At 38.4% G+C, this 25,452-nt stretch carries 19 protein-coding genes and 2 pseudogenes; 18 read left to right on the top strand and 3 right to left on the bottom strand.

Going from position 1 to position 25,452, the window contains the following annotated elements; genetic code table 11:
* Positions 1–333: 333 nt before the first annotated feature.
* From LAV82_RS06925 to LAV82_RS06890, 8 genes and pseudogenes are all read left to right on the top strand, one after another.
* On the top strand, positions 334–3,120 hold the full coding sequence (locus LAV82_RS06925) for a sigma-54-dependent transcriptional regulator (protein ID WP_029324242.1): 2,787 nt from the start codon (positions 334–336) through the stop codon (positions 3,118–3,120).
* A 254-nt stretch (positions 3,121–3,374) separates the two neighbouring features.
* Positions 3,375–3,815 carry a mannose/fructose/sorbose PTS transporter subunit IIA gene (locus LAV82_RS06920; protein ID WP_014460796.1) on the top strand — a complete coding sequence of 147 codons (441 nt, stop codon included), beginning with the start codon at positions 3,375–3,377 and terminating at the stop codon, positions 3,813–3,815.
* On the top strand, positions 3,812–4,306 hold the full coding sequence (locus tag LAV82_RS06915; RefSeq protein WP_013056296.1) for a PTS sugar transporter subunit IIB: 495 nt from the start codon (positions 3,812–3,814) through the stop codon (positions 4,304–4,306). The genes LAV82_RS06920 and LAV82_RS06915 overlap by 4 nt, the downstream gene beginning before the upstream one ends.
* A gap of 12 nt (positions 4,307–4,318) precedes the next feature.
* On the top strand, positions 4,319–5,125 hold the full coding sequence (locus LAV82_RS06910; protein ID WP_013056297.1) for a PTS mannose/fructose/sorbose transporter subunit IIC: 807 nt from the start codon (positions 4,319–4,321) through the stop codon (positions 5,123–5,125).
* Positions 5,126–5,151: 26 nt separating this feature from the next.
* On the top strand, positions 5,152–5,979 hold the full coding sequence (locus LAV82_RS06905) for a mannose/fructose/sorbose PTS transporter subunit IID (RefSeq protein WP_013056298.1): 828 nt from the start codon (positions 5,152–5,154) through the stop codon (positions 5,977–5,979).
* 86 nt (positions 5,980–6,065) lie between these two features.
* Positions 6,066–9,641 carry a glycoside hydrolase family 32 protein gene (locus LAV82_RS06900; protein ID WP_499715782.1) on the top strand — a complete coding sequence of 1,192 codons (3,576 nt, stop codon included), beginning with the start codon at positions 6,066–6,068 and terminating at the stop codon, positions 9,639–9,641.
* Between the two features lie 194 nt (positions 9,642–9,835).
* Positions 9,836–10,631, top strand: a pseudogene (gene map, locus LAV82_RS06895) (type I methionyl aminopeptidase).
* A gap of 230 nt (positions 10,632–10,861) precedes the next feature.
* Complete coding sequence (locus tag LAV82_RS06890) at positions 10,862–11,170, top strand: DUF5634 family protein (protein ID WP_013056316.1); 309 nt, start codon at positions 10,862–10,864, stop codon at positions 11,168–11,170.
* Positions 11,171–12,037: 867 nt separating this feature from the next.
* On the opposite strand, the gene LAV82_RS06885 is transcribed toward LAV82_RS06890, so the two are convergent.
* On the bottom strand, positions 12,038–12,511 hold the full coding sequence (locus LAV82_RS06885; protein ID WP_499715781.1) for a YbaK/EbsC family protein: 474 nt from the start codon (positions 12,509–12,511) through the stop codon (positions 12,038–12,040).
* Positions 12,512–12,826: 315 nt separating this feature from the next.
* Between LAV82_RS06885 and LAV82_RS06880 the strand changes: the two genes are divergently transcribed.
* The 8 genes from LAV82_RS06880 (at position 12,827) to LAV82_RS06845 (ending at position 20,518) form a co-directional block, all read left to right on the top strand.
* Positions 12,827–13,018: a hypothetical protein gene (locus LAV82_RS06880; RefSeq protein WP_034275619.1), complete on the top strand. Its 192-nt coding sequence runs from the start codon at positions 12,827–12,829 to the stop codon at positions 13,016–13,018.
* A gap of 37 nt (positions 13,019–13,055) precedes the next feature.
* Complete coding sequence (locus LAV82_RS06875) at positions 13,056–13,880, top strand: aldo/keto reductase (protein ID WP_013056320.1); 825 nt, start codon at positions 13,056–13,058, stop codon at positions 13,878–13,880.
* A gap of 360 nt (positions 13,881–14,240) precedes the next feature.
* Positions 14,241–15,752, top strand: a complete 1,512-nt coding sequence (gene hutH, locus LAV82_RS06870) for a histidine ammonia-lyase (RefSeq protein WP_013056321.1) — start codon at positions 14,241–14,243, stop codon at positions 15,750–15,752.
* A gap of 50 nt (positions 15,753–15,802) precedes the next feature.
* Positions 15,803–17,464, top strand: a complete 1,662-nt coding sequence (gene hutU / locus LAV82_RS06865) for a urocanate hydratase (RefSeq protein ID WP_499715780.1) — start codon at positions 15,803–15,805, stop codon at positions 17,462–17,464.
* 16 nt (positions 17,465–17,480) lie between these two features.
* Positions 17,481–18,770, top strand: a complete 1,290-nt coding sequence (gene hutI / locus LAV82_RS06860) for an imidazolonepropionase (protein ID WP_499715779.1) — start codon at positions 17,481–17,483, stop codon at positions 18,768–18,770.
* The gene (locus LAV82_RS06855; RefSeq protein ID WP_499715778.1) at positions 18,745–19,728 is read left to right on the top strand and encodes an agmatinase family protein; all 984 of its coding nucleotides are present in this window, start codon (positions 18,745–18,747) and stop codon (positions 19,726–19,728) included. Before hutI ends, LAV82_RS06855 begins: the two co-directional genes overlap by 26 nt.
* 190 nt (positions 19,729–19,918) lie before the next feature.
* Entirely contained in the window at positions 19,919–20,350 is a 432-nt protein-coding gene (locus tag LAV82_RS06850) for a MarR family winged helix-turn-helix transcriptional regulator (RefSeq protein WP_057274667.1), read from the top strand.
* A gap of 3 nt (positions 20,351–20,353) precedes the next feature.
* Positions 20,354–20,518, top strand: coding sequence for a hypothetical protein (locus LAV82_RS06845; RefSeq protein WP_211078040.1), 165 nt, complete (start codon positions 20,354–20,356; stop codon positions 20,516–20,518).
* An 88-nt stretch (positions 20,519–20,606) separates the two neighbouring features.
* Here LAV82_RS06845 and LAV82_RS06840 read toward each other — a convergent pair whose 3' ends face one another.
* Positions 20,607–21,545 (bottom strand): nucleoside hydrolase, encoded by a 939-nt coding sequence (locus LAV82_RS06840; protein ID WP_499715777.1) that lies wholly within the window; start codon positions 21,543–21,545, stop codon positions 20,607–20,609.
* A 33-nt stretch (positions 21,546–21,578) separates the two neighbouring features.
* Positions 21,579–22,287, bottom strand: a pseudogene (locus tag LAV82_RS06835) (isocitrate/isopropylmalate family dehydrogenase); the annotation flags it as partial.
* A gap of 457 nt (positions 22,288–22,744) precedes the next feature.
* On the opposite strand from LAV82_RS06835, the gene LAV82_RS06830 reads away from it, so the two are divergent.
* Entirely contained in the window at positions 22,745–24,166 is a 1,422-nt protein-coding gene (locus LAV82_RS06830; RefSeq protein WP_016763618.1) for a YfcC family protein, read from the top strand.
* A 63-nt stretch (positions 24,167–24,229) separates the two neighbouring features.
* A complete protein-coding gene (gene iadA / locus LAV82_RS06825) occupies positions 24,230–25,402 on the top strand; it encodes a beta-aspartyl-peptidase (RefSeq protein WP_211078038.1) in 1,173 nt (390 codons plus the stop codon).
* Positions 25,403–25,452 lie beyond the last annotated feature (50 nt).

The following is a 25,452-nucleotide window of genomic DNA, read 5'->3' as shown; positions in this document are numbered from 1 at the left end:
TGGCGACAACTGCTGCTGTTTTCTTTCGTTTTATTATTTAATCAAAAATGTACTGTAACCGCAGCGGTGATTAAAATAAAAAAGCAGTATCTACATTAATAGTTATTTAAAGAAAATGAAACATTCAGACAGACTATAACTTTAAGAATGAAACCGGTTGACATGCAGGTTTGACTAACTTAATATATTTACATATAATGGTTTGAAGCGTTTTCATAGATTAGTATGACATGAGGGTACTTGTAGATGAAATAGCTTGTAGTAGTAGGGAATGATCATTTCTTTGAAAGAGAAAATCCCAATCGTGAACTGAAAATAAAGAAGGTGCTTCTAATGAAACGAATTGATAAGGTATACAATCAGCTGTTGAGTAATTTTCAAGAGTTTACAGAAGTGGAACTTTTACATAAACAAGGAAGCTCAGCGATTGAAATTGCTGAACAGTTAGATTTAGAGAGATCTAATGTAAGTCTTGAACTTAATAAACTTGTCCGCATGCAAAAAGTAATCAAAATTAAAATGTTCCCCGTTCGCTACGTTCCGCTAGAGGTTGTCGAAACCATTTGTCGTCAAAAGTGGGATACGAATAAGATGGAAGTAGAAAAACTAGAACAGCTATCTAATGTGGGAAAAGAAGAAGCTCTTCCTGCTAATCCTTTTGAATTAATGATTGGAGCTACAGGCAGTTTGAAAAAATCGATTTCTCAAGCAAAAGCTGCTGTTCTTTACCCGCCTAATGGATTACATATGCTGCTATTAGGTCCCACGGGATCGGGAAAATCTCTTTTTGCAAAACGAATCTATCAATTTGCCTTATATTCAGAGAGGCTAAAAACAGATGCCCCGTTCATTACCTTTAACTGCGCTGATTATTACCATAATCCTCAATTACTTCTTTCTCAGTTATTTGGTCATAAGCAAGGGAGTTTCACTGGAGCAACTGAAAGTAAAGTAGGTTTAGTAGAACAAGCAAATGAAGGGATTCTCTTTATGGATGAAGTACACCGGCTTCCTCCCGAAGGCCAAGAAATGCTTTTTTACCTCATTGATCAAGGTACGTACAATCGCCTAGGGGAAACAGATCACAAGCGAACGTCTAAGGTATTAATTATTTGTGCTACAACTGAAAATCCCGGTTCAGCCTTACTGCAAACTTTCTTAAGAAGAATTCCGATGACTATCCATATTCCCTCATTAGAAGAGAGGTCTTTAAAAGAAAAAATTCGCCTCACCACGTTTCTTTTAGAACAAGAGGCTAAACGAATTAATAAAAAGCTAAGTGTCCACATTGATGTATTAAATGCTTTAATCCACACTGAAAAATTCGGGAATGTAGGGCAGTTAAAGTCGAATGTGCAGCTCGTTTGCGCACACGGATTTTTAAATAACCTTGATAGTAAACATATGGTGGAACTTACAGTGCGAGATCTGCCTGATGATATTAAACGAGATTGGATTTCGAATAGTAAAAATATGGAGCGCAGCAAAAAAATTTCTGAATATGTAAACCTTAAAACGATTATCTCCCCGGCTATGGAGAGCCAAGAAATAAAAATGGAGGAAGACGTATCATTTAATTTATATCAGTTAATAGAAGAAAAAGTAGATGTTTTAACAAAAGAAGGTTTATCTCAAGAAGACATCAATCAGTATATTCTTACCGACATTCATTTGAATGTCCGGAGCTTTTTTAATCAAAAAAATGGCCAGAGCTCTAATTTAATGAAATTCGTAGAAGACGATGTGATTCAGCTTACAAAAGAATTAAAACAGTTGGCTGAAAAAGAATTGAACTGTAAATTTGATCGCAGGTTTATTCATTTTTTAAGTATGCATATGGAATCCTTTTTAAAGCGAAAAAAACAAGTAGACGTATTAAATACAAAGGAGATAGATGAAATTCGCGAAACATATCCAAAAGAATATGCGGTAGCACTGCTTTTTAAAAATCGAATTGAAAAGTGGTTTAACATTAGCGTGCCAGAAATAGAAGTCATTTATCTCACAATGGTTATTCAATCGATTCGAACGTTAGAAGAAAATAAACGAGTAGGGATTGTAGTTGCTGCGCATGGAAACAGCACGGCAACTTCTATGGTTGAAGTTGCTACGGAGCTTTTAGGAAGCACTCCTATTATAGCTATTGATGTGCCTTTGACGGTATCTCCGGTTGAAATTGTAGACAGGTTAATCCAAGGAATTAAGAAAGTAGATGAAGGAGAAGGCGTATTAATGCTTGTGGACATGGGCTCGCTTGCCATGTTAGAAAGCAAGTTGGAACAAAAAACAGGGACTAAAATTAAAACCATCAGCAATGTGACGACGTCTATGGTGTTAGACACTGTTAGAAAAGTAAATTATTTAGATTTAAATTTATATGCCATATTTGATTCGGTGCAAAAAGACTTTATGGAATTTATAGATAAGCAGCAGCACGTGTTTGGAAAAAAGAAAGCACTTGTTTCTATTTGTACAACAGGAAGCGGTACAGCAAAACAATTAGAAAAAATCTTAACGATTATTTCACGCAAAGTATCTCAAGAACCTATTAAAATTCTAACCGTTTCTTCTATTAAATTAGCAGCAAACATTCGAGAAATTCAAAAAGAATATGAAATTGTTGCAACAGCAGGTACTAAAAATCCAAGGATTGATGCGCCTCATGTATCATTAGAAGTCCTCATTGAAGGGCAGGGAGAGCGAATACTTCAACAGGCAATTACAAAAGAAACGATACGCTATGATGACGAGAAAACCGAAGCGAATATTGTGGTGCGTGAACTTTGCGAAGAAAACTTGCGAAAGTACCTTCTATTTATTAATCCGTACCTCATAAGTGAGATTCTGTTAGAGTGGTTAAGTCATGTACAAGATGAGTTAGAAATGGAATTAAGCAACACTGTTATGATTCGAATTGTGATGCATACAGCCTTTGCTTTAGAAAGAATGATAAAAAATGAACCTCTTACTTTTCCAGAGGATGAAGAAATCACTCATCAGTTAGAAAATATTTATCAAAAAACGGAAAAAACATTACAAGCCGTCGAAAAAAAGCTGAAACTTACCTTAACAAGAGATGAAAAATTATTTATTGCCACCATTTTTGCGGATGAAATGTAAAAATCATATTATAATTCTGAGAAACTAGTTTGATTTATATGCCACTAGTTTCTTTTTTTATCCCACTTTTTAAATAACAGAAAAACCTGTATTAAAACGCATGACGTTTTGATACAGGTTTGTTTATTTTAAGAAACTTGTATCAACAACACAAAAAAAGGTATTGAAAAATAAATGAAAGCGCTTAATACTCTTTGTTGGCACGATACTTGCAATAAATAAGTGTAGAACGTAAAAGAGAGGAGCAAGTGTACATGATTTCAGTCATTATTAGTGGACATGGTGATTTCGCGCCAGCGTTAGAGGGGTCTTCCAAAATGATATTTGGTGAAGAGAATCACGTAGTAGCCGTACCTTTTCTAAAAGGAGAGGGTATCCAAACCCTTGAAGAAAAATATAAACAGGCACTAGAGGAAATGCCCTTAGAAAATGAAGTGCTTTTTTTAGTCGATATTTTCGGAGGTACACCCTACAATGCGGCTACTCCATATATCCTTAAAAATAAAACAGCGGATATGGTATCCGGAGTTAACTTGCCTATGCTATTAGAAGTGTTAGCCATGAGGGAACACGTTACATTAAAAGAGATGCTAGGAAGATTAAAGCAAGTGAATGAAGAAAGTTTTCAAGTGTGCAGTGAACATTTGGAGAAAATCCAGCAAGCAAACCAAATCGGAGAGGATGGATTATTATGAAAATCGTTTTAGCAAGAATTGATGACCGCTTTATTCACGGGCAGGTATTAACAAGATGGATCAAAACAAATGCAGCAGATCGAATTATCATTGTTTCAGATGAGGTGGCAGCGGATGAAATGCGAAAAACGCTTATTCTTTCTGTGGCCCCTTCGAATGTAAAAGCGAGCGCTGTCTCGATTTCTAAAATGACAAAAGCATTTCACAGCCCTCGTTATCAGGATACAACAGCCATGCTGCTGTTTGAAAATCCCGCAGACATTGTCGCTCTTGTTCAAGCGGGCGTACCTATTGAGACAGTAAACGTAGGCGGCATGCGTTTTGCTAATGACCGAAAACAAATCACTAAATCTGTAAGCGTTACCGAAAAAGATATCGATGCTTTTGAGAAACTGCAGGAACTAGGCGTAAAGCTTGAGCTGCGCCAATTACCTTCAGATTCTAGTGAAAATTTTATTCAACTACTGAGAAATGAAACAAAAATCAAATAAGGAGATGAGTTTATGTCTTCCATACAAATTATTTTATTATTAGTCATTGCAGCGGTAACTGGCATCGCAAGCGTGTTGGACGAAGGGCAATCTCATCGTCCTCTCATTGCCTGCACATTAGTAGGCTTGGTGCTTGGAGATTTAAAAACCGGCATTATTTTAGGTGGAACACTGGAATTAATGGCTCTTGGATGGATGAATGTTGGATTGGCGATGGCACCTGATACGGCTATTGCTTCTGTTATTTCAACTATTTTAGTTATCACAGCTGGTCAGGGTATTGGTGAAGGCATTGCGGTAGCCATAGCTTTAGCAGCTGCAGGGCAAGTGCTCACCATTTTTGTTCGTACCATTACAGTATTTTTAATTCATCGAGCTGATAAGTATGCGGAAGAAGGAAATTTTAAAGGAATTGAAATTATGCATATTACTGCTATGGGTTTTCAAGCTCTCCGCGTTATGATTCCAACTTTAATTGTTACATTAATCAGCGTAAGCGCCGTGCAAACTTTCCTCGGAAATATTCCGGAAGTTATTACAAAAGGCCTGCAAATTGGAGGAGGCATTATCGTGGTCGTAGGATACGCCATGGTTATCAATATGATGAACATTCCTCATTTAAAGCCCTTTTTCTATATCGGGTTCTTATTGGCGGCATTTACAGGGTTTAACCTGGTAGGATTTGGAGCGCTGGGTCTTTGTTTAGCACTTCTTTATCAGCAAGTAATGCAGCAGCGAAATCAAATGCAGCCCGCAGGCGTTCCCGCAGCTACAGGGAGCGAACAAGTATATGATGATGACGATGATTTAGATGCCTAAACGGCGAACTTAAGGGAGGGATAGAGTTGGAAAATGAAAAAAGATTAACGAAAAAAGATATCTTTAGCATGTTCATTCGTTCGAATTTTTTACTCGGTTCATTTAACTTTGAGCGTGTTCAAGCAATGGGCTACTGTTATGTTATGATTCCAGCAATCAAGCGCTTATATGGACCAGGAGCTCAGCGAAATGCAGCATTAAAGCGTCATTTAGAATGGTTCAATACACACCCATGGATTTCCGCACCTATATTCGGCGTCACGGCAGCAATGGAAGAAGAAATGGCAAACAAAAAAGATTTTGATGAAAAAGCTATCAGCGGAATGAAAATTGGATTAATGGGCCCGCTTGCTGGTGTAGGAGACCCTATTTTCTGGGGAACGCTTCGACCAGTTCTCGCAGCCCTAGGCGCATCGCTTGCGTTAGGAGGGAATATTGCCGGGCCACTGCTGTTTTTCATCTTAATTAATGCAATTCGATTAAGCACAAAATATTATGGATTAAAATATGGCTACTTAAAAGGAACAGAAATTTTAAAAGATTTAGTAGGCAATCGAATTCAAAAACTGACAGAAGGTGCATCCATTTTAGGACTCTTCGTAATGGGAGCGTTGGTTTCGAAATGGACCACTATTAATATACCAGTGGTTGTTTCTAGGATCAAAGATGATTCTGGTAAAGTTGTGGTAAAAACCGTGCAAGACGTACTTGATAGTATTCTACCGGGGCTACTTCCTTTAGCGCTAACTTTATTAGTAGCATGGATGCTTCGAAAAGGTACAAATCCGCTGCTTATTATTTTCGGTATTTTCTTAATTGGTATAGGAGGTTATTGGATAGGCTTTTTAGGTTGATAAATAAGAGGAGTCATCTATTCTTCTAACATCTGCTGGTGAAAATGTTTTACATAACCAGTATGCAAATAAAGGAGGAAAGGAAGATGAAAAGAACCGTTAAAAAGTTATTGATGATTGGAGTCGCTTGTTCTATAAGCTTGTTTTCTGCATGCCCTGTATTAGCTGATAATACAGGGTATTATCAAGAAAAATACCGGAATCAATTTCATTTTTCTCCAGAAGCGAACTGGATGAACGATCCAAATGGAATGGTTTATTATAACGGAGAGTATCACCTTTTTTATCAGTATTATCCTTACGGTACCACTTGGGGGCCTATGCACTGGGGGCATGCGGTTAGTACAGACTTGGTGAAATGGAAACACCTGCCGATTGCTCTTTCTCCAGACGAGAACGGAGAGATCTTTTCAGGCAGTGCCGTTATCGATTGGAATAATACCGCAGGGTTTGGAAAAGAAGCAATGGTAGCTATCTTTACACACTCGGGCAATAAAGGACAAGTGCAAAGTCTAGCATACAGCAAGGACAGCGGAAGAACGTGGACCAAATATGAAGGAAATCCTGTTATTCCGAATCCCCCAGTTCCTGACTGGCGCGACCCAAAAGTGTTTTGGCATGACCAAACCAAGCAGTGGGTGATGTCTTTAGCTGCTAAAGATAAAATTATGTTTTATACATCACCTGACTTGAAAAATTGGAAATACGCAAGTGAGTTTGGACCTGATGGAGGCATCCAAGCAAACGGTCAAAGTAGTGCCTACTCATATACTTTATCCGAACAAAAAGGTCAATCCTTTACTCTAGAGGGAGAAATTACGCTTGTAGAAAAGAATGGACGCGCAGGCGCAGGCGGTCTTGTTTTTCGTTCTAATAAAGACGCAACAAATGCATATACCGTCAATTTAGATGCTGAAAAGAACCTCTTAACACTTAACAAAGTAGAGAAAGGAAACGTAACAACCGTTGTTTCAAAGTCGATGAGGCTTGATACATCACAAGCATATCATGTAAAAGTAGAAGCAAACAGTCACTACTTTAAGGTATTGCTAAATGGCAAACAGGTTCTAGAAGGCAGTGATGCATCTTTTGAAAATGGTCAGTTTGGATTAACAGCATGGAATTCCACAGCTGTCTTTCGTCATGTTAAATTTACGAATCAATCTAATTTTATAACCAATCTATCTAACTGGAAACCTATTACTGGAACGTGGAATGATACTGCTGCTGGAAAACTTGGTAAATCTGACAGCGATGGATATATCATAAGTGAAGAACAGGGAGATCAGTTCATTTTCAAGTCAAATATGACATTTTTAGATGCAAATGGTTCAGGTGCACTACTCTTTCGAGCAGACGCGGAAGCCAAAAACGGATATATAGCTAGCGTGGATGCTTCTAAAGATACAGTCAAACTAGTAAAGCTTCAAAATGGCATTTCAACTGTCCTTGCCGAAACAAACGAAAAAATTGATACGAGCAAATCACATCAAGTAAAAGTAACTGCATCGGGAAATAAACTTGATTTGCATATAGACGATAACTTCACCCTTACTGCAAAAGATGAAACTTTTTCAAAAGGATTGTTTGGTCTACACATTAATCAATCTTCAGTCCAGTTTCAAGACGTTAATATGACTAAGTTTATTGATACGGATGAAAAAGAAATTAAAAATAAAAGTTTTGAAACAGGAGATCTCACCGGCTGGAAAACGATAAAGGGAAATGCATTCACAAACGATCATGTAACGGATGCAACCGCAAATTGGAGCGGTCTTTTTGAACAAAAAGGAAAATATCATTTATGGGGTTTTTCTGATAAGCAAGATGGTGATAATGCCACTGGAGAATTACATTCGTCTTATTTTAAATTGAGCGGCTCAGGTGAAATCAATTTGTTAATGGGAGGCGGAAACGACCCCACAAACCGCTATGTCTCCTTAGTCAGAGCATCTGACGATAAAGAATTGATTCGTCAAGCGAATACAAAGTTTGCAGATGAAAAGTATCAGCCCTACGTGTGGGATGCTTCTAAGTATATAGGAGAAGTACTGTACATTAAAGCCGTTGATCAAGCTGTAGGCGGATGGGGGCATATTAATCTAGATGATGTTAATGTATTTAATACAGAAAAAATGCCGGATAAAGTAGACAGTGTAGCAAAAGAACCGGAGGAAGTTAAACAAAGGGAAAGCGGAGAGCTTTCAGATTGGAATACTGTGTCAGGAGAATGGGTGAAATCAACTCATGGAAGCAACGGAGGGATTTGGGAGTGTCCTACTTTACTCGAACTGCCGGTTGATGGAGACAGCACAAAGAAAAAATGGGTGCTGCAGGTAAGCATCAATGATGGAGCGGCAGCTGGAGGTTCAGGTATGCAGTACTTTGTTGGTGATTTTGACGGAAAAACATTTAAAAATGAAAACCCGCCAGAGGAAGTGCTTTGGACAGATTATGGTGCCGACTTTTATGCTGCTGTAGATTGGAGCGGAGTTGAAGGAGATAACGGAGAAAAGTATTGGCTAGGCTGGATGAGCAACTGGCAATATGCCAACAATACCCCAACTACTACTTGGAGAAGCTCTATGTCAATCCCAAGAAAAATAGAACTCACCAACACAGCAAAAGAGCTTCGTTTAAAACAAATACCTGTTTCAATTGATTCAATTCGCAATAAGCAAGAAAAAAAGGTGTTGAAGAATCTGATGGTTACTGAAAACAAAAATCTTCTTTCAGGCATACAGGAAAACAAATATGAAATCATTGCAGAATTCGATGTTTCAAATACAGATGCACAAGAATTTGGTTTTCAAATTCAAAAAGAAGGCAGTGAAAATACAAAAGTCAGCTATAACGTAAACAAGCAGCGATTATTTGTTGATCGAACAAACTCTGGAAGTTTTGATTTTGGTGAAAATGTGAAAGACAAACACTCTGTTTCCATGCTTCCAAAAGACGGAAAGGTTAAGCTTCATATGTTTGTAGACCAGTCATCTGTAGAAGTATTTGGTAATGACGGCACTGAAGTAATAACAGATCAGCTCTTTCCAAAGCTTTCAAGCAATAAAATAAGGCTTTATAGCAAAGGAGGAGGTGTAAAATTGAATTCTCTAAAGATGTATCCATTAAAATCTATTTGGAATAAAAGTCCTGTTGATACAAACTTATCAGGGTGGAAAAGCATTAGCGGACTATGGGCCGATACGATTAATGGAAAACAAGGACGAAGCAAAGAAGATGCCTTTGCTTTATCATCAGAAAAAGCAAAGAATTTTATATATGAGGCAAAGATAAAGGTGTTAGCCGATTCTGTTTCAAATTCTACAGGAGCAGGAGCGCTAGTATTCCGTTCGGATGAACAGGCAAATAACGCTTATGCTGCGAATGTAGATGTGCTTAATAATCAAGTAAAACTCATTGCGTTTAGAGACGGAATAGGCAAGGATCTCATTATTTACGATGATGGGGGAAAGTTGGATTTAAAGACAAAAACGGATTATCGCTTGAAAGTAACGGCTGAAGGAGAACACATTCAAGTTTATCTCGATGATAAGCTTGTGATTGATGCAGTGGACCATACCTTTTCAGAAGGCTATGCGGGGTTGAATGTGTGGAATTCTACTAGTTTGTTTAATGAAGTGAAGTTTGAAACAGTGGATTAAGGGATTGTGAAAGCTTCTGCTTGTTTTAGGGAGCTTTTATATACCATAAAAAAGCATGCTGCGGTGAAGTAGCATGCTTTTTTGAATTTCATAGGTTAATGAAGAGGGTTTTGACATATGATAAATATCTTACTAGTCTAATTAATCGTACATTTTAGTTCTTAAAAGGTCTTTTGAAAAATCCTCATAAAAATATGATAAAATCGGATAGGATATATATTTCGAGGAAGGAAAGTGTTTTTTATGATTATTGGTAACGAACAAGATTTAGAAAGTTTACGCAAAATTGGACGCATCGTTGCACTTGCGCGCGAAGAGATGAAAAACCAAGCAAAAGCAGGCATGACAACAAAAGAGCTTGATATGATCGGTAAAAAAATATTGGATGAACACGGTGCTATTTCTGCACCTGAAAAAGAATATAATTTCCCAGGTGTAACGTGCATTAGTGTAAACGAAGAAGTGGCTCACGGTATTCCCGGAGACCGAGTATTAAAAGATGGCGATTTAGTCAATGTGGATGTATCTGCCGTACTTGATGGCTATTATTCAGATACGGGTATTTCATTTGTTATTGGGCAAGACGAAGAAAAAGAAAAGTTGTGCCAAGCTGCAGTAGATGCATTTTGGGCAGCCATGAAAAAAGTAAAAGCTGGTTCAAAACAAAACCAAATTGGTCGTGCTGTATCTAACTTTGCACATCAAAACGGATATGCTGTTATTGAAAACTTAACGGGTCACGGTGTGGGCCGCAGCTTGCATGACGCTCCTAACCATATTTTAAACTATTATGATCCAATGGATAAAGCCCTTTTGAAAAAAGGCCTTGTTATTGCTGTAGAGCCGTTTATCTCTATGAAAGCTGATCATATCATTGAACGCGGAGACGACGGCTGGACATTTGTTACGCCGGATAATAGTCTTGTGGCACAATGTGAACATACCATTGTTGTAACAAATGGTGAACCGATTATTTTAACTGAACTATAATCAAGTTTCGCACGTCTTCTTATTTTTATAGATTCCATTAATTAATAAAAAGCCACTTCACTTAGCAATGTTTTTTCATTGTGTTATAGTGAGGTGGCTTTTTTGATTTATTATGCAATGAATAATGATCATATTGGTTTGCTTTGTTCAGATAACGTTTGAAAGATAGTGTAATTGAATATGCTCAAGGGAATGCTAAACATAAATCAAAATGAAAAGGGGTATAAAATGTGGAATATGTAAAAAGAGAAACGGCTATAAGTGAACTGACTCATCATATGGATGACATTTTAAACAAATATAACCTTCAAGGCGTCTCCGTATATGAGGAAGAAGGAGAAGGTAATCACTATTATCTTGGCTACACAGTAAAAAAGGATGATCATGTGTTTATGCTTAACAGACCTTATATAAAAGATAAAGACGGGAAACTAGCAGTAGAAAAGCAAGAATGGACCGTTCAAGGTAACGAAGGAGAAACAAATGGATATACTTCACTTGAAGATGCATTTCAAAAAATTGATGAAATCATACATTAAATAAATTTGATGAATTTCACTGCGGATGCTTTTCTTTGAACGCTTGAGTACGACCAGTAGAGGAGCTAATAGGTGACGGGTGTCTTTCATCTATACTATCTAAATTTTCTTTGCTTTGAAGTCTAGAAAATTATATAATAAAAAATTGTTTTTTAAGGTTTTACTATATAAATACGGGGTACACATATAGTACAGCAGCTATCATGCAAATGGTTGTTGTGAAAGGTTAAATACTTAGTGTATGAAGGGACTGATTAGTTTTGAAAGGCTTAACAGCGACTTCAGCAAATGTATTACCGCAAATTGAAAGTAGATATTCGTATCTCACGCAAGGCACTTTGGTTATGAACCGATATACGTAACGAAAGGGCCTGACTAGGCAAACAAAGGAAAGACTGAATCAACGAGAAGAAGCCTGCATCTAAAAATGTAGGCTTCTTCTTTTTTACAGATGAAACTAAGATGATGGATGAGTACATAGCGGATATAAATTGAAAAGATTCACATTCAATCAATTTTCCGTGCACGTTTTTCTTGAAAAAAGGTCATAAGTTGAAGATACTGTATATAACTATGTAAAAGAATTTTTGAATACAAAATAGTAAATCTGCTTGAGGTGAAAATGATGAGAAAAGCAAATAAAAGTGAATTTCTGTGGAATACGTTAGACGGCTGGCTTTTTATCCCTAGGAACATTCCTTTACTATTTCTTTTTGTATTTCTCTTAGGGGTTTCTTACCTAGGTTGGGTTAAGCTGTTTCATAAATTCGTTTAGATACACCAATGAGCTGAAACAAAAAACTGTTTCAGCTTGTTGGCGTGCTGATTTATTTATTTTATGTATAGATGTACCGTAATTTACCTGAATTATTCATTCCATCCTTTGCAGACATCAACCCACTTTAAGCATTTCGAAAATTCTTCTAGTTCAGGTATTGTTAATTCGATTGCACTATTTCCACTTCCACAGGCAGGGAAAACGGTGACGAAACGTTTCAGAGATTCATCTAGATACACGTGAACACCTTCATTAACGGCAAAAGGGCATACTCCGCCTACAGCATGACCAATCAGCGTTTCTACTTCACTTGCTCCAAGCATTTTTGCTTTGGTTCCGAACTCTTCTTTATATTTTCGGTTATCAATTTTTGCATTTCCTGCTGCCACAATCAATAGAACAGTTCCTTCGGCGTTAAAAGAAAGACTTTTTGCGATGCGTTTCGGCTCGCATTTCAAAGCTTGCGCTGCCAGTTCTACAGTAGCACTGGACTCATCCATTTCGATAATTTGATTCTCCATACCATATTGTTTAAAATATGCTTTTACTTTTTCAATCGCCATTTTTTATATCCATTCCTTTCGTTAACTCTTGCAAATATGTATGATTGCCTTACAGAGAATGTGCAGTTGTTATTTATAGTGAAAAAATCTTATTATTTTAATATACAGAAATTATACACAACTTTGAAGGTAAAAGCACATATTCGTTTTAACTAAAAAAGTTACGTAGGTAAAGTATTTTTAACTGATTAAAGCAGGATTACGGAACCCTTTGACGAATGTAACTATGTCGGCTGCGAAAACATAGGCATTAGAACGAAAGATAAATGATGAAATTGAAAAGGCGCAAACGTTCTAGTGAAATGAGGAGAAGTAATGCCAAATTTACACACTGTCGTCAGTTTTTTTAGCAGTACATGTATGGCAACGATGAGTATGATTTATTTGTTTTCCCTTGTGCCGCGCGCATGGTCTTTTAAATTTCGATTTGGAGCCATGATTATAGGAATCCCAGTCGGCATTATAATGGGACAGGTTGCTATGCTGATCGGCTGGCACCATCATTAAAACTTTGAACTTTTTAACAAAAAAGGAGACGTGTAAAATGAATATTGTTACATTAAACAACGGTTTAAAAATGCCTCAGCTTGGATTTGGCGTATGGCAAGTAGAAGATAACCAAGCAGCATCTGCAGTGTCAAAAGCAATTGAAGTTGGGTATACCTCTATTGACACAGCCATGATTTATAAAAATGAAGAAGGAGTAGGTCAAGCGATTAAAGAATCTTCTGTTCCTCGAGAACAGCTGTTTATTACAACAAAAGTTTGGAACAGCGATCAAGGCTATGAAAATGCATTACGTGCATTTGACGAAAGCTTAGAACGATTAGGACTTGATTATGTCGATTTATATTTGATTCACTGGCCTACGCCTCAATATGATGAGTATGTGGAGACGTATAAAGCATTAGAAAAGCTTTATCACGATGGAAAAGTAAAAGCAATTGGCGTCTGTAACTTTGAAATTGAGCATTTAGAGCGCTTGTTAAACGAATGTGATGTAACACCTGTTTTAAACCAAATTGAGTGCCATCCGTATCTAGCTCAAAATGAATTAAAAGAGTTTTGTGCCAAACATAATATTTTTGTGGAAGCATGGAGCCCCCTTGATCAAGGAGGAGAAGTGTTACAAGACGAAGTCATTCAAAAAATTGCTGAAGTACATAGCAAAACTCCGGCTCAAGTTGTATTGCGCTGGCACTTACAGAACAACACAATTGTCATCCCTAAATCAGTTACACCGTCTAGAATAGAAGAAAACTTTAACGTGTTTGATTTTGAACTCACTGCCGATGATATGGCAGAGATTAATGAGTTAAACAGCAATCGCCGCAAAGGTCCGCACCCAAGTGACATGAACGTCCGATAACGTTTAAAGAAATAAGAATGTGCAGCCGTGAATCATCGCTGCTATAAGAAATAACGATTTTATTTCAGATTATTTAAAATTTTCTTAAATAATAATTGACAAATGATTAATTCAGCGTAATACTTAGTGTAGGTACCCTAGTTGCTTTAAGTTGTACAGCTTAAAGTGTATAGTGATTTAGTCATTTAGCGATTGTTTGTATGTATAAGGTGAAGTGCTGATTATTAATAAAAGCCCATAGTGTAAGTAGGTTAGTTTATAGGGGGCTATATCAAAAGGAGCTTGTTTCCTCTTTGATATAGCCCCTTTTTGTGTTCAAAAAGAAAAGGTAGTCTACAGTTTAACAAGGGAGCGAGTATGATGTTTATTCAAATCGATGGAAATTCACTGACGTTCGACCAAATCTACAAAGTTATTTACCAAGGATACTCCGTGAAAATTAGCGATCACGCAGTTGAACATATACAAAAAAGCAGAACGTTGGTTGAAGAGAGTATTACGAACAACAACGTAATTTACGGAGTAAATACTGGATTCGGAAAGTTTAGCGATACGGTTATTTCAAAAACGGACTTAGCTGATCTGCAGATTAACTTAATTCGCAGTCATGCCTGCGGACTAGGAGAACCATTTTCTTTAGAAGTAAGCAGAGTGATGCTGCTGTTACGAGCGAATGCATTGGCTAAAGGGTATTCCGGCATACGACTGGAAACCTTGCAGCTGCTTATCGATTGCTTAAACCAAAATATAGTGCCGGTTATCCCAAGTCAAGGTTCACTTGGAGCTAGCGGTGACTTAGCTCCATTATCACATCTAGCGCTGCTGTTAGTTGGAGAAGGAGAAGCTGTATATAATGATCAGCGAATGCAAGGAGAAGAAGCTTTAAAGCTAGCTGGGCTTAAACCTATCCAATTACAAGCGAAAGAAGGGTTAGCTTTAATTAACGGCACTCAGGCAATGACAGCTGTAGGAGTAGTTTCGTACCTTGAAGCTCAAAAGCTAGCAGATCTTGCTGACGGAATTGCAGCACTGACGTTAGAAGGTCTGCAAGGCATTTTAGATGCATTCATGCCCGAGTCTCATGCGGTAAGACCTTATCCGGAACAACAGCAGGTAGCTGCCCGAATTCTTTCGTATTTAGAAGGCAGTCAATTAACTACTTCTCAAGGTCAAATAAGAGTGCAAGATGCGTATTCACTGCGCTGCATTCCTCAAGTTCATGGTGCTATTTATCAAGTTTTAAATTATGTAAAAGAAAAGCTGTTAATTGAAATTAATTCAGCAACCGATAACCCGCTCATCTTTGCCGACAGCGGCAAAGTAATTTCTGGAGGGAACTTTCACGGGCAGCCCATTGCGTTTGCTATGGATTTTCTAGGAATTGCAATGGCGGAGCTTGGGAATATTTCTGAACGGCGCATCGAACGAATAGTAAACCCTCAGCTTAGCGGGCTGCCAGCATTTTTAAGTGCAGATCCTGGTTTAGAGTCTGGACTCATGATTACTCAATATGCTGCTGCTTCATTAGTTTCCGAAAATAAAGTATTAGCGCATCCATCAAGTGTCGATTCCATCCCATCTTCAGCGAATCAAGAAGATCATGTCAGCATGGGAACGACTGCTGCACGTCACGCTTATCAAATTATCCAAAATACACGAAGAGTTTTATCAATTGAAGCAATTTGTGCGGCTCAAGCGGCCGATATTCAAGGAGTGGATAAACTTGCTTCAGAAACAAGAAAAATTTACTCAAGAATTAGAAAAACCGTACCAACCATTATTAAAGACCGAATTTTCTCACGCGATATTGAGGCGTTAGCAGCTGATTTCAAAACCTTTGTGCAAGATACTAATTATGAACTAGCGCTGTAATAAAAATGTTAGTTTAACAGTTTTTCATTTTTATAGAGGAGGAAAACAAAATGGAGACAAAACAAAGTGGAATGAAAGCACCCCGTGGAACAGAACTAACGACAAAAGGCTGGGTGCAAGAAGCTGCTCTTCGCATGCTTCTAAACAATTTAGATTCCGAAGTAGCGGAGCATCCGGAAAAGTTAGTCGTATACGGAGGAATCGGAAAAGCAGCCCGTAACTGGGAGGCGTTCGATCGTATTGTCGCAGCGTTAAAAGAGTTAGAAGAAGATGAAACGCTTCTTATACAGTCCGGCAAGCCAGTTGCGGTTTTTAAAACCCACAGTGATGCACCGCGTGTTTTATTAGCGAATTCAAATCTTGTTCCTGCTTTTGCAAATTGGGAGACGTTCCATGAGCTTGATAAAAAAGGGTTAATGATGTACGGACAGATGACTGCAGGAAGCTGGATTTATATTGGAAGCCAAGGCATTGTTCAAGGAACGTATGAAACATTTGCTGAGTGTGCCAGCCAGCATTTTAACGGAACTTTGAAAGGAACGATTACGCTAACAGCTGGATTAGGAGGAATGGGAGGCGCACAGCCACTAGCTGTTACGATGGCAGGCGGGGTTGTAATTGGAATTGATGTTGATCGCACGCGTATTGAAAAACGTATCGAAACAAAATATTGCGATACGGTAGTCGAAAGCGTAGCTGATGCGATCACGTTAGCTGAAGATGCAAAAAGATTGGGCAAAGCGCTTTCCATTGGATTAGTTGGAAATGCAGCCGAGATTCTTCCTGAAATGATAGAGCGAGGATTCATCCCAGATATTGTGACGGATCAAACATCGGCACATGATCCGCTTAACGGATATTTGCCAATTGGAGTCAGCTTAGCAGAAGGAGAAAGATTGCGGAATACAAATCCAAATGAATATATAAAACAATCAAAAGCAAGTATGGCTATTCACGTTCAAGCCATGTTAGAGATGCAAAGAAAAGGCGCGGTTGCTTTTGACTATGGCAATAATATTCGCCAAGTGGCGTTGGATGAAGGTGTCACGAATGCATTTGATTTCCCGGGATTTGTCCCAGCGTACATCCGTCCGCAGTTCTGTGAAGGAAAAGGACCGTTTCGATGGGTCGCTTTGTCAGGAAACCCAGAGGATATTTATAAAACAGATGAAGTCATTTTACGTGAGTTTTCGGATAATACGCATCTTTGCAACTGGATTAAAATGGCGAGAGAAAAAATTGAGTTTCAAGGATTGCCGGCTCGTATTTGCTGGCTAGGCTACGGAGAAAGAGCGCGCTTTGGAAAAATTATTAATGATATGGTGGCGTCCGGAGAGCTGTCAGCGCCTATCGTTATTGGCAGAGACCATCTAGATGCCGGTTCTGTGGCTTCGCCAAATCGGGAAACTGAAGCGATGAAAGACGGCAGTGATGCAGTAGCAGACTGGCCGATTTTGAATGCATTAGTAAATACGGCAGCAGGCGCAAGCTGGGTATCTGTTCACCACGGAGGAGGAGTAGGTATGGGGTATTCTCTTCACGCTGGAATGGTTGTAGTAGCAGACGGGACGGAAGAAGCCGCCAAACGTCTAGAACGTGTTTTAACAACAGACCCAGGCATGGGTGTTGTTCGTCATGTAGACGCCGGCTATGATAAGGCGATTCAAACTGCAAAAGAAAAAGGAATACAAATTCCGGCGTTAAATGAATAAAAAAGGAGGGATACGTATGACTATTACGTATATCAAATGCGCTGCACAAGTCATTACGGTTAAAGGAGGAAGTCAGCCTAGACGAGCGGAGGAAATGTCAGATCTAGGAATCATTGAAAATGGCAGCGTACTCGTGAAAAATGGAAGAATTGTATTTGTTGGGCCTGACGTCAAAGCGCAGGAATACCTTGAGCATATCCATGAACCTATTAATATAATTGATGCCGAAGGAAAAATCGTAACGCCTGGGTTGATTGATCCCCACACTCACCTTGTGTTTGGCGGCAGTCGTGAAAAAGAATTAGAAATGCGCTTAAACGGGGCAAAGTATATTGATATTTTAAAAGCGGGAGGAGGAATTTTACAAACAACCGTTAGTACACGACAAGCAACAGAAGAGGAGCTAATCAAGCAATCTACAAAACGTTTAAATAAATTTCTGCAGTACGGAGTTACAACTGTTGAAGCCAAAAGCGGGTACGGTTTAAATCTTAAAGATGAAATCAAACAATTAAAAGTAGCGAAGAAACTGAATGAACAGCATCCAGTAGATGTTGTTTCAACCTTTATGGGAGCTCATGCGGTGCCAGTCGAGTACAAAGGAAATGAAGATGAGTTTGTTCGTTTCGTTATCGAAGAAATGATACCAATCGTTGCAAAACAAGAGCTAGCGGAGTTTTGTGATGTATTTTGTGAAGAAGGCGTGTTTACAGTTGAACAGTCAGATCGTATTTTACAAGCTGGAAAAGCATACGGACTAAAACCTAAAATCCACGCCGATGAAATTGTGTCTTTTGGCGGGGCAGAATTAGCGGCTAAAGTGGGAGCTGTGTCTGCGGATCATTTGTTAAAAGCATCGGATCAAGGGATTAAGCAAATGGCTGAAAGCGCAGTTATAGCCGTTCTATTGCCGGGTACTGCATTCTTTTTAATGGAAGAGCCGGCGCGTGCTAGAAAAATGATCGAAGCAGGAGTGCCGGTTGCTTTGTCTACAGATCGAAACCCAGGATCTTCTCCTACGGAATCGCTGCCGTTTATTATGAATTTAGCTTGTTTAACGATGAAGATGACGCCAGCAGAAGTTTTAACGGCCTGTACGATCAACGCGGCTCATGCCATTTGCAAAGGGAATCAAATCGGAAGTATTGAAGTAGGTAAAAAAGCCGATTTAGTGATATTTGACGCTCCCAATTACCAAACGCTGCAGTATAACTATGCCGTAAACCTTGTAGACACGGTATTAAAAGATGGAAAAGTTGTGGTTGAAGGCGGTGTTTTGCATGAACTATCCGTACCCACAGCTTGATCGACCGCCTTTTTGCTGGCAGCGTCAAAGTACTCCTGACCCAAAAGTAAGTGATTGGATTCAGACAGTTGAAGATGGAAGCAGCGTCGACTTTACATCGATAGATATTACGGTCTTGGGCGTGCCTCTTTCAAGATCTTCCATTAGCGCTTCTGGAGCCAGTGAGACGCCAATGGCCATGAGGAAGCTCTGGAAATCCTTTAACCCGTATCATATTGAGTATGATACGTATTTGACTTCCTTGTCAGTGTTGGATTTAGGAGACGTCAAACAGCACGTAACGGATATAGGGAAGTCTCATCAGTATATAAAAGAAGCGATGATGTCTATGCGGAAATGTCATCCGCATGCGCTACCTATTATGCTTGGAGGCGATCATTCTATTACAGCTATGTTAGTAAAAGGGTGGAAAGAGTCACATCCCGAACAGAAAATAGGGATTTTACAGTTTGATACGCACTTTGACTTACGCAGCTTAGAAGATAACGGTCCTTCTAACGGAACCCCTATACGAAATTTAATCGAAAGCAATACTATTGATGCAGCTCATGTATGGAATATCGGACTTCACGGGTTTTATAATTCAAAATCGTTAAAGGAATATGCAGATAGCAAAGGCGTTCATTATGTAACGTTACTGCAAGCAAGAAAAGCAGGAATAAATCATACCGTGAAAGAAGCATTAAAACAGCTGAGCAAAGAGGTAGATATGATCTATTTAACAGTTGATATGGACGTGTTAGATATCGCTTACGCACCGGGAGTTCCAGCAGGAACGACAGGCGGAATGAGGACAGATGAGTTGTTTGAAGCAGTATACACCGCCGGGAGTCATCCACTTGTTCAAGCAATGGATATTGTATGTCTAGATCCGCTGCGTGATGTAGGAGAAATTACCGTGAAAGCAGGCGTACACGTGTTTTTGAATTTTTTAACGGGCGTTGCAAACAGAAAGTAAGGAAGTGTGCTTCCTTACTTTTTTATATGGCTATTTTTATAAGATTAATAAACGATTGTTGAGAGTGGGATAAAATAACTTTAGAAGTGTGTATGGATTTTAGTAAATATATTTTTACTAAAATAAACAATTTTTATTGTTTTTATTCGAATTTAGTAATAATATATTTACTAAAAAAGGTGAACATCTTATGAAGGAAAATCTGGCTAAGGAATATATCGCTTTAATACCGGTTTTATTTGAAAACTTCAAGAACTTAAACAAGAATGAAGTGAAATTAACACATTTACAAAATCACGTAGTTGAATTTATGTATATGAAAAAAAGAGATTTGAATATTAAGGAAATTAGTAATGGATTAAATATTGCCAAACAACAGTTAACGAATGTTATCAGTGAATTAGAAAATGAAGGATATTTAATCAAAATGCCTGATCCGCGAGATAAGCGTGCAGTTTTAGTCTCATTAACGTCTAAAGGAAAAAGTATTCAAGAAGAAAAATGGAGAGGGATTTATAGTAACTTTCATACAAATCTTGCGAAGTTAAATGAAGAAGAGCAATTAGACCTGCACTTCGCTCTTCATAAGTTAAATGTTTTATTAAAAAAGATGGAGGGATAAATCATGAATCAAAGAGAGCGAATTTCACTTATTAGTGTAGGCGTTATAGGCGGGACAGTAATGGGAGTAATTTATAAAGATCTATCCAACTGTTTAATTACAGGTGTTATTGTCGCTTCAATCATTACGGTAATGCTCAATCAACAAGCGAAAAGAACAGCTAGATAGTATGAATAAACGTAAGACAGCACCAGCAAGTCACCAACTCAGCTATGGTGCTGCCTCTTGTTTATAAAGTTTATTTTCTAAATGAACATTACGAAGCTGAATATGATTTAAGAGCTTCAAGCATCAGATCCCAAAATCCATCCACATCAAGGGTTAAACCAAACTTCGCATTTGCTTTCCTTCCTGTAACTCCAAGCAAATCAACTGAAGTCGTTCCAGCCGTGTATTCTCCGCGTGTTTCTACCACAATATTAACTTCCTTTAGCGTAAATAGTTCTGGAGCTATGCAATAAGCAACGGTTAATACATCGTGAACAGGAGGACCATCAAAGCCAAACGTTTCTTTATAGGTAGATTTAAAAAATGCTAATAATTCACCCACCTTTTTTGCTACGTTATTATCAATGTTCATCACTTGGTTAATAACATTATCTGTTGCAACGGCTTGATGCGTAATATCTAACCCCATTACTATCAGTGGAATGCCGCTATCAAACACTTTTTTAGCCGCTTCTGGATCTGCCCAAATATTAAACTCAGCTGTTGGCGTCCAGTTCCCGAAGGTTCCGCCGCCCATAAGGATAATCTCTTCAATATTTTCTTTAATTTCTGGAGCTTTTATTAAAGCTAAAGCAATGTTCGTTAATGGACCGGTAGGCAAAAGCGTAACGGGATCTTCTGACTCTTTGACCATTCGTATAATAGTATCTACTCCGTGTTCTTCGCTCCCGCTGCGAGAGAGAGCCGGGAACTCAGGGCCGTCTAATCCTGAATCACCGTGTATACTAGGCGCGTTTTCACGTCTGCGCATCATTGGTTCGCTTGCTCCTTTTGAAACAATCACGTTATGTAACGATACTAAATCACACACCTTCAAAGCATTCAGCGTCGTTTTTTCTATTTCTGCGTTTCCTGAAACAGTTGTAATCCCTAAAATATCTAATCCTGGTTGTGCAGCAGCTAAAATAATTGCAATGGCATCATCATGACCTGGGTCACAGTCCATAATAATCTTTCTTTTTTTCATTATTGTCACCTCTATAGAATGGATAAATTAATGTTATTTTTGCAGGGAATTTACTCTATCTAAAATAGCTTCTGTAAAATCCGACGTAGAGGCATGTCCGCCTAAATCTTTTGTTTTCACTTCATCTTGGAGCGTTTGATAAAGAGCGCAGTCTACTGTAGCAGCCACTTCTGGAAGTTTGTGATCCGTATGTTTTTCAGCCAGTCATCTCAGTAGCATAATCCCCGAAGAAATAATACCGGTTGGGTTTGCTATGTTCAAACCTTCGATATCTGGCGCAGAACCATGAGCTGCTTGTGCCATAGCCATATGTTCATTTACATTAAGAGAAGGGGCTAATCCTAAGCTCCCTACAAGCTCGCCGGCTAAATCTGAAAGAATATCACCGTACATGTTTTCGGTTACAATGACATCAAAATCGGCTGCACGGCGTACTAGATGAGCAGCCATAGCATCAATATGATAGTCGTCCACTTTCACTTCAGGATATTGCTCAGCTACTTCTCGACAAACGTTTAGAAATAGTCCGGTACTTAATCTTAAAACATTTGCTTTATTGTACGATTGTTACTTTTTTACGACGCTGCATAGCCAATGCAAAAGCTTCATGCGCAATTCTTTCTACGGCTTTTCGCGTAAATACGCCCGATGTCACCACAACGTCTTTTGTAATTTGCCATTCCCCGTGTCCAGAAAACATATTACGATCGGCACAAAATCCTTCTGTATTTTGCCGGCCAATACCCCTATACGATAAACAGTCATTGATTTGAACACCCTTTCATTATGCGCAATGCTTTTATAAATAGATTGAAGTTTTATAGTATTAATCTACTTAAAGGAAAGACAATAATAAAATAGTATTTTTTTATGTTTATAGATTAAATTCTTTTATCTTTCTTTTTGCTGCTTTTTTTAAAAAGAACTAGCTAATGCTTCGTGCTCCAGATTTTCTATTAAACAGCTTCTTAATTGGTGATATTAAATTTAAAAAAACACCCAATTACCACCTAAAACATGATTTAATTATATCATAATTCAGAAAATTAAACGGTTATCCGTTGGCACGAAAATTGCTTGTACTGTATATGAGGAATACAAAAGAAAGGAGCAATATGTAGTTGCAGATAAGGAAGCTGCTTTTAAAGAACGAGAAGTCTGTTTAAAGTTATTATTTCACAATGAAGGGGAGAAGCAGAATGAGTGAACCGCAAAAAGAAATGAGTTCATTAAATCAGGTAAGGAAAAAAGAGAGGAAAATAAACGTTTTTGCTTTATTGTTAGGCTTTCTTGTGATTGCTACTATTTTAACGTATATCTTGCCAGCCGGAGAATACGCACGTGTAGAAGTAGACGGACGAACAACGGTAGATCCTCAGTCGTTTAAATGGATTGATTCTACGCCAGTTGGATTCTTTGATATGGTCAAAGCGATACATACAGGAATGGTAGAAGGAGCCGACATTATCTTTTTTGTATTAATTATTGGCGGTTTCTTTGGTGTACTAAGTGCTACGGGTACAGTAGATGTATTAATTACAACGATGGCTAAAAAGCTTGCTACCCGAGAAAAGTTATTAATTCCTGTTATGATGCTATTTTTTGCGGTAGGAGGATCTTTAATGGGAATGGCGGAAGAAACACTAGCCTATATTCCTCTTTTAATTCCGCTGGCACTTGCTCTTGGGTTCGACGCATTAACGGGAACTGCCATTGTTTTAATTGGAGCATCAGCTGGTTTTACTACGGCCGTTATGAATCCGTTTACAGTGGGTGTTGCACAAGGAGTAGCAGAGCTTCCTATGTTTTCTGGGATGGGCTTTCGCCTTATCTTATTCGTAGTTGTTTACGCTGTTTCAGTATGGTTTGTCTACCGATATGCAATGAAAGTTAAAAAAAGTCCTTCGATTGGAACATACGGAAAATACAGCATAACTAATGCAAATAAACTCTTAAACTCAGATGCAAAGTTAACTAGAAAGCATAAATGGATTATGGCAGCATTTCTTGTTAACTATGTAATTCTTGCTTTTGGGGTTATTAAGTATAAGTGGTACATTACCGAAATTGCCTCTCTGTTTGTCATTTTGACTATTGTGATTGGGGTTATTGGGAGACTGTCTGTTGAAAATACAGTTAAGTCGTTTACAAACGGGGCAGCAGCATTAGTTGGAGGAGCGCTAGTTATCGGAGTTTCTCGTGCTGTTCTTGTTGTTTTGAATGAAGGTCATATTGTAGATCCTATGCTTCATCAAGTATCTGGAGCCATTCAACATATTCCGGGATATTTAAGCGTCATTGGAATCTACAACTTCCAAGCGCTGATTCACCTTATTTTAGCATCTGGAACAGGTCATGCGATGCTGACAATGCCAATCATGACACCGCTTGCAGATTTGCTTGATATTACAAGACAAACAGCAGTATTATCTTTTTCTTTTGCAGACGGCATCGGAAACATTATTTTCCCGACGGCTGGAACATTAATGGCTGGCTTAGCGATTGCGGGAATTTCATGGACAAAGTGGGCAAAATGGGTGCTGCCGTTAGTCCTTATTCAATATGTGATTGGTCTAATAGCCGTTGTGATTGCTTATTTTATCAATTACGGACCATTTTAAGCATTAAAATTATATAGAAAAATATTATTCGCAAGTCGAGCTTACTAGTAGGAGGAATAGAAGTTGTTAACCTTAATCAAAAACGCAGAAGTATATGCACCACAGCCTTTAGGAAAAAAAGACGTATTACTTGCAGACAGCAAAATCATCCTTATAAAAGATTATATTGAGCATTTAAATACGTCCATTCCTATTGATGTTGTAGACGCCGCTAATCACATTATAGCTCCAGGCTTCATTGACTCACATGTTCATATTATTGGTGGAGGAGGAGAAGGTGGATATAAAACACGCACTCCTGAACTAATGTTAACCGATGCAACGACTGCCGGTGTTACAACTATTGTAGGTGTACTTGGAACAGACGGTACAACAAGAAGAATGGAAAATCTTCTGGCCAAAGCAAGAGGATTAGAAGAAGAAGGGATTAGCTGTTTCATTCACACAGGTTCCTATCAAATACCGGTAAAAACGTTAACCAGCAGCATCGAGGAAGATCTTATTTTAATTGATAAAATTATTGGAGTAGGTGAAATTGCGATCTCTGACCACCGTTCCTCTGAACCGACATTTGAAGAACTGGTAAAGGTGGCTTCCGCTGCCCGCAATGGAGGGATTTTATCAGGAAAAGCTGGAATATTAGAAGTTCACGTAGGAGATGGAGAACGAAAATTATCTTTATTAAATCAAATTTCAGATAAAACAGACCTGCCAATTCGTCAATTTCATCCTACACACATTAATCGAAATGAAGAGCTGTTTAAAGAAGGAATTCAATTTGCAAAACGAGGCGGATATGTAGATTTGACGACTAGCACCATTCCCCATTTTTTAGAAGAAGGGGAAGTGAAGTGCAGCAAAGGGTTACGTATCATGCTTGAAGAAGAAGTTCCGATCTCAAGTATTACGTTTTCATCCGATGGAAACGCGAGCCTGCCGTTTTTTGATGATAACGGAGATTATAAAGGTCTTCAAGTTGGAAAAGTGTCTTCTTTATTTCAAGAAGTACGAGATGCAGTATTAGAGGAATCAGTACCTTTAGAAACAGCTCTTCAAGTTATTACCTCTAACCCTGCTAAAGTATTAAAATTGTACAATAAAGGGCATATTCAACCTGGAAAAGATGCAGATTTAGTCCTTTTAGATAAAGAGACGCTAACGATTAAAACAGTTTTTGCTCAAGGTAAGATGATGCTAAAAGATGGTGTTCCTCTTGTGAAAGGAACGTTTGAATAACAGATTTTAGGCTCTAAGCAGCGAAGCATCATCATTTAACGAACGTATTG

The sequence above is a fragment of the Bacillus sp. ILBB4 genome, from assembly GCF_035064545.1.
GTDB lineage: Bacteria > Bacillota > Bacilli > Bacillales > Bacillaceae_H > Priestia.
This window is presented reverse-complemented; position numbering and strand designations above follow the sequence as displayed.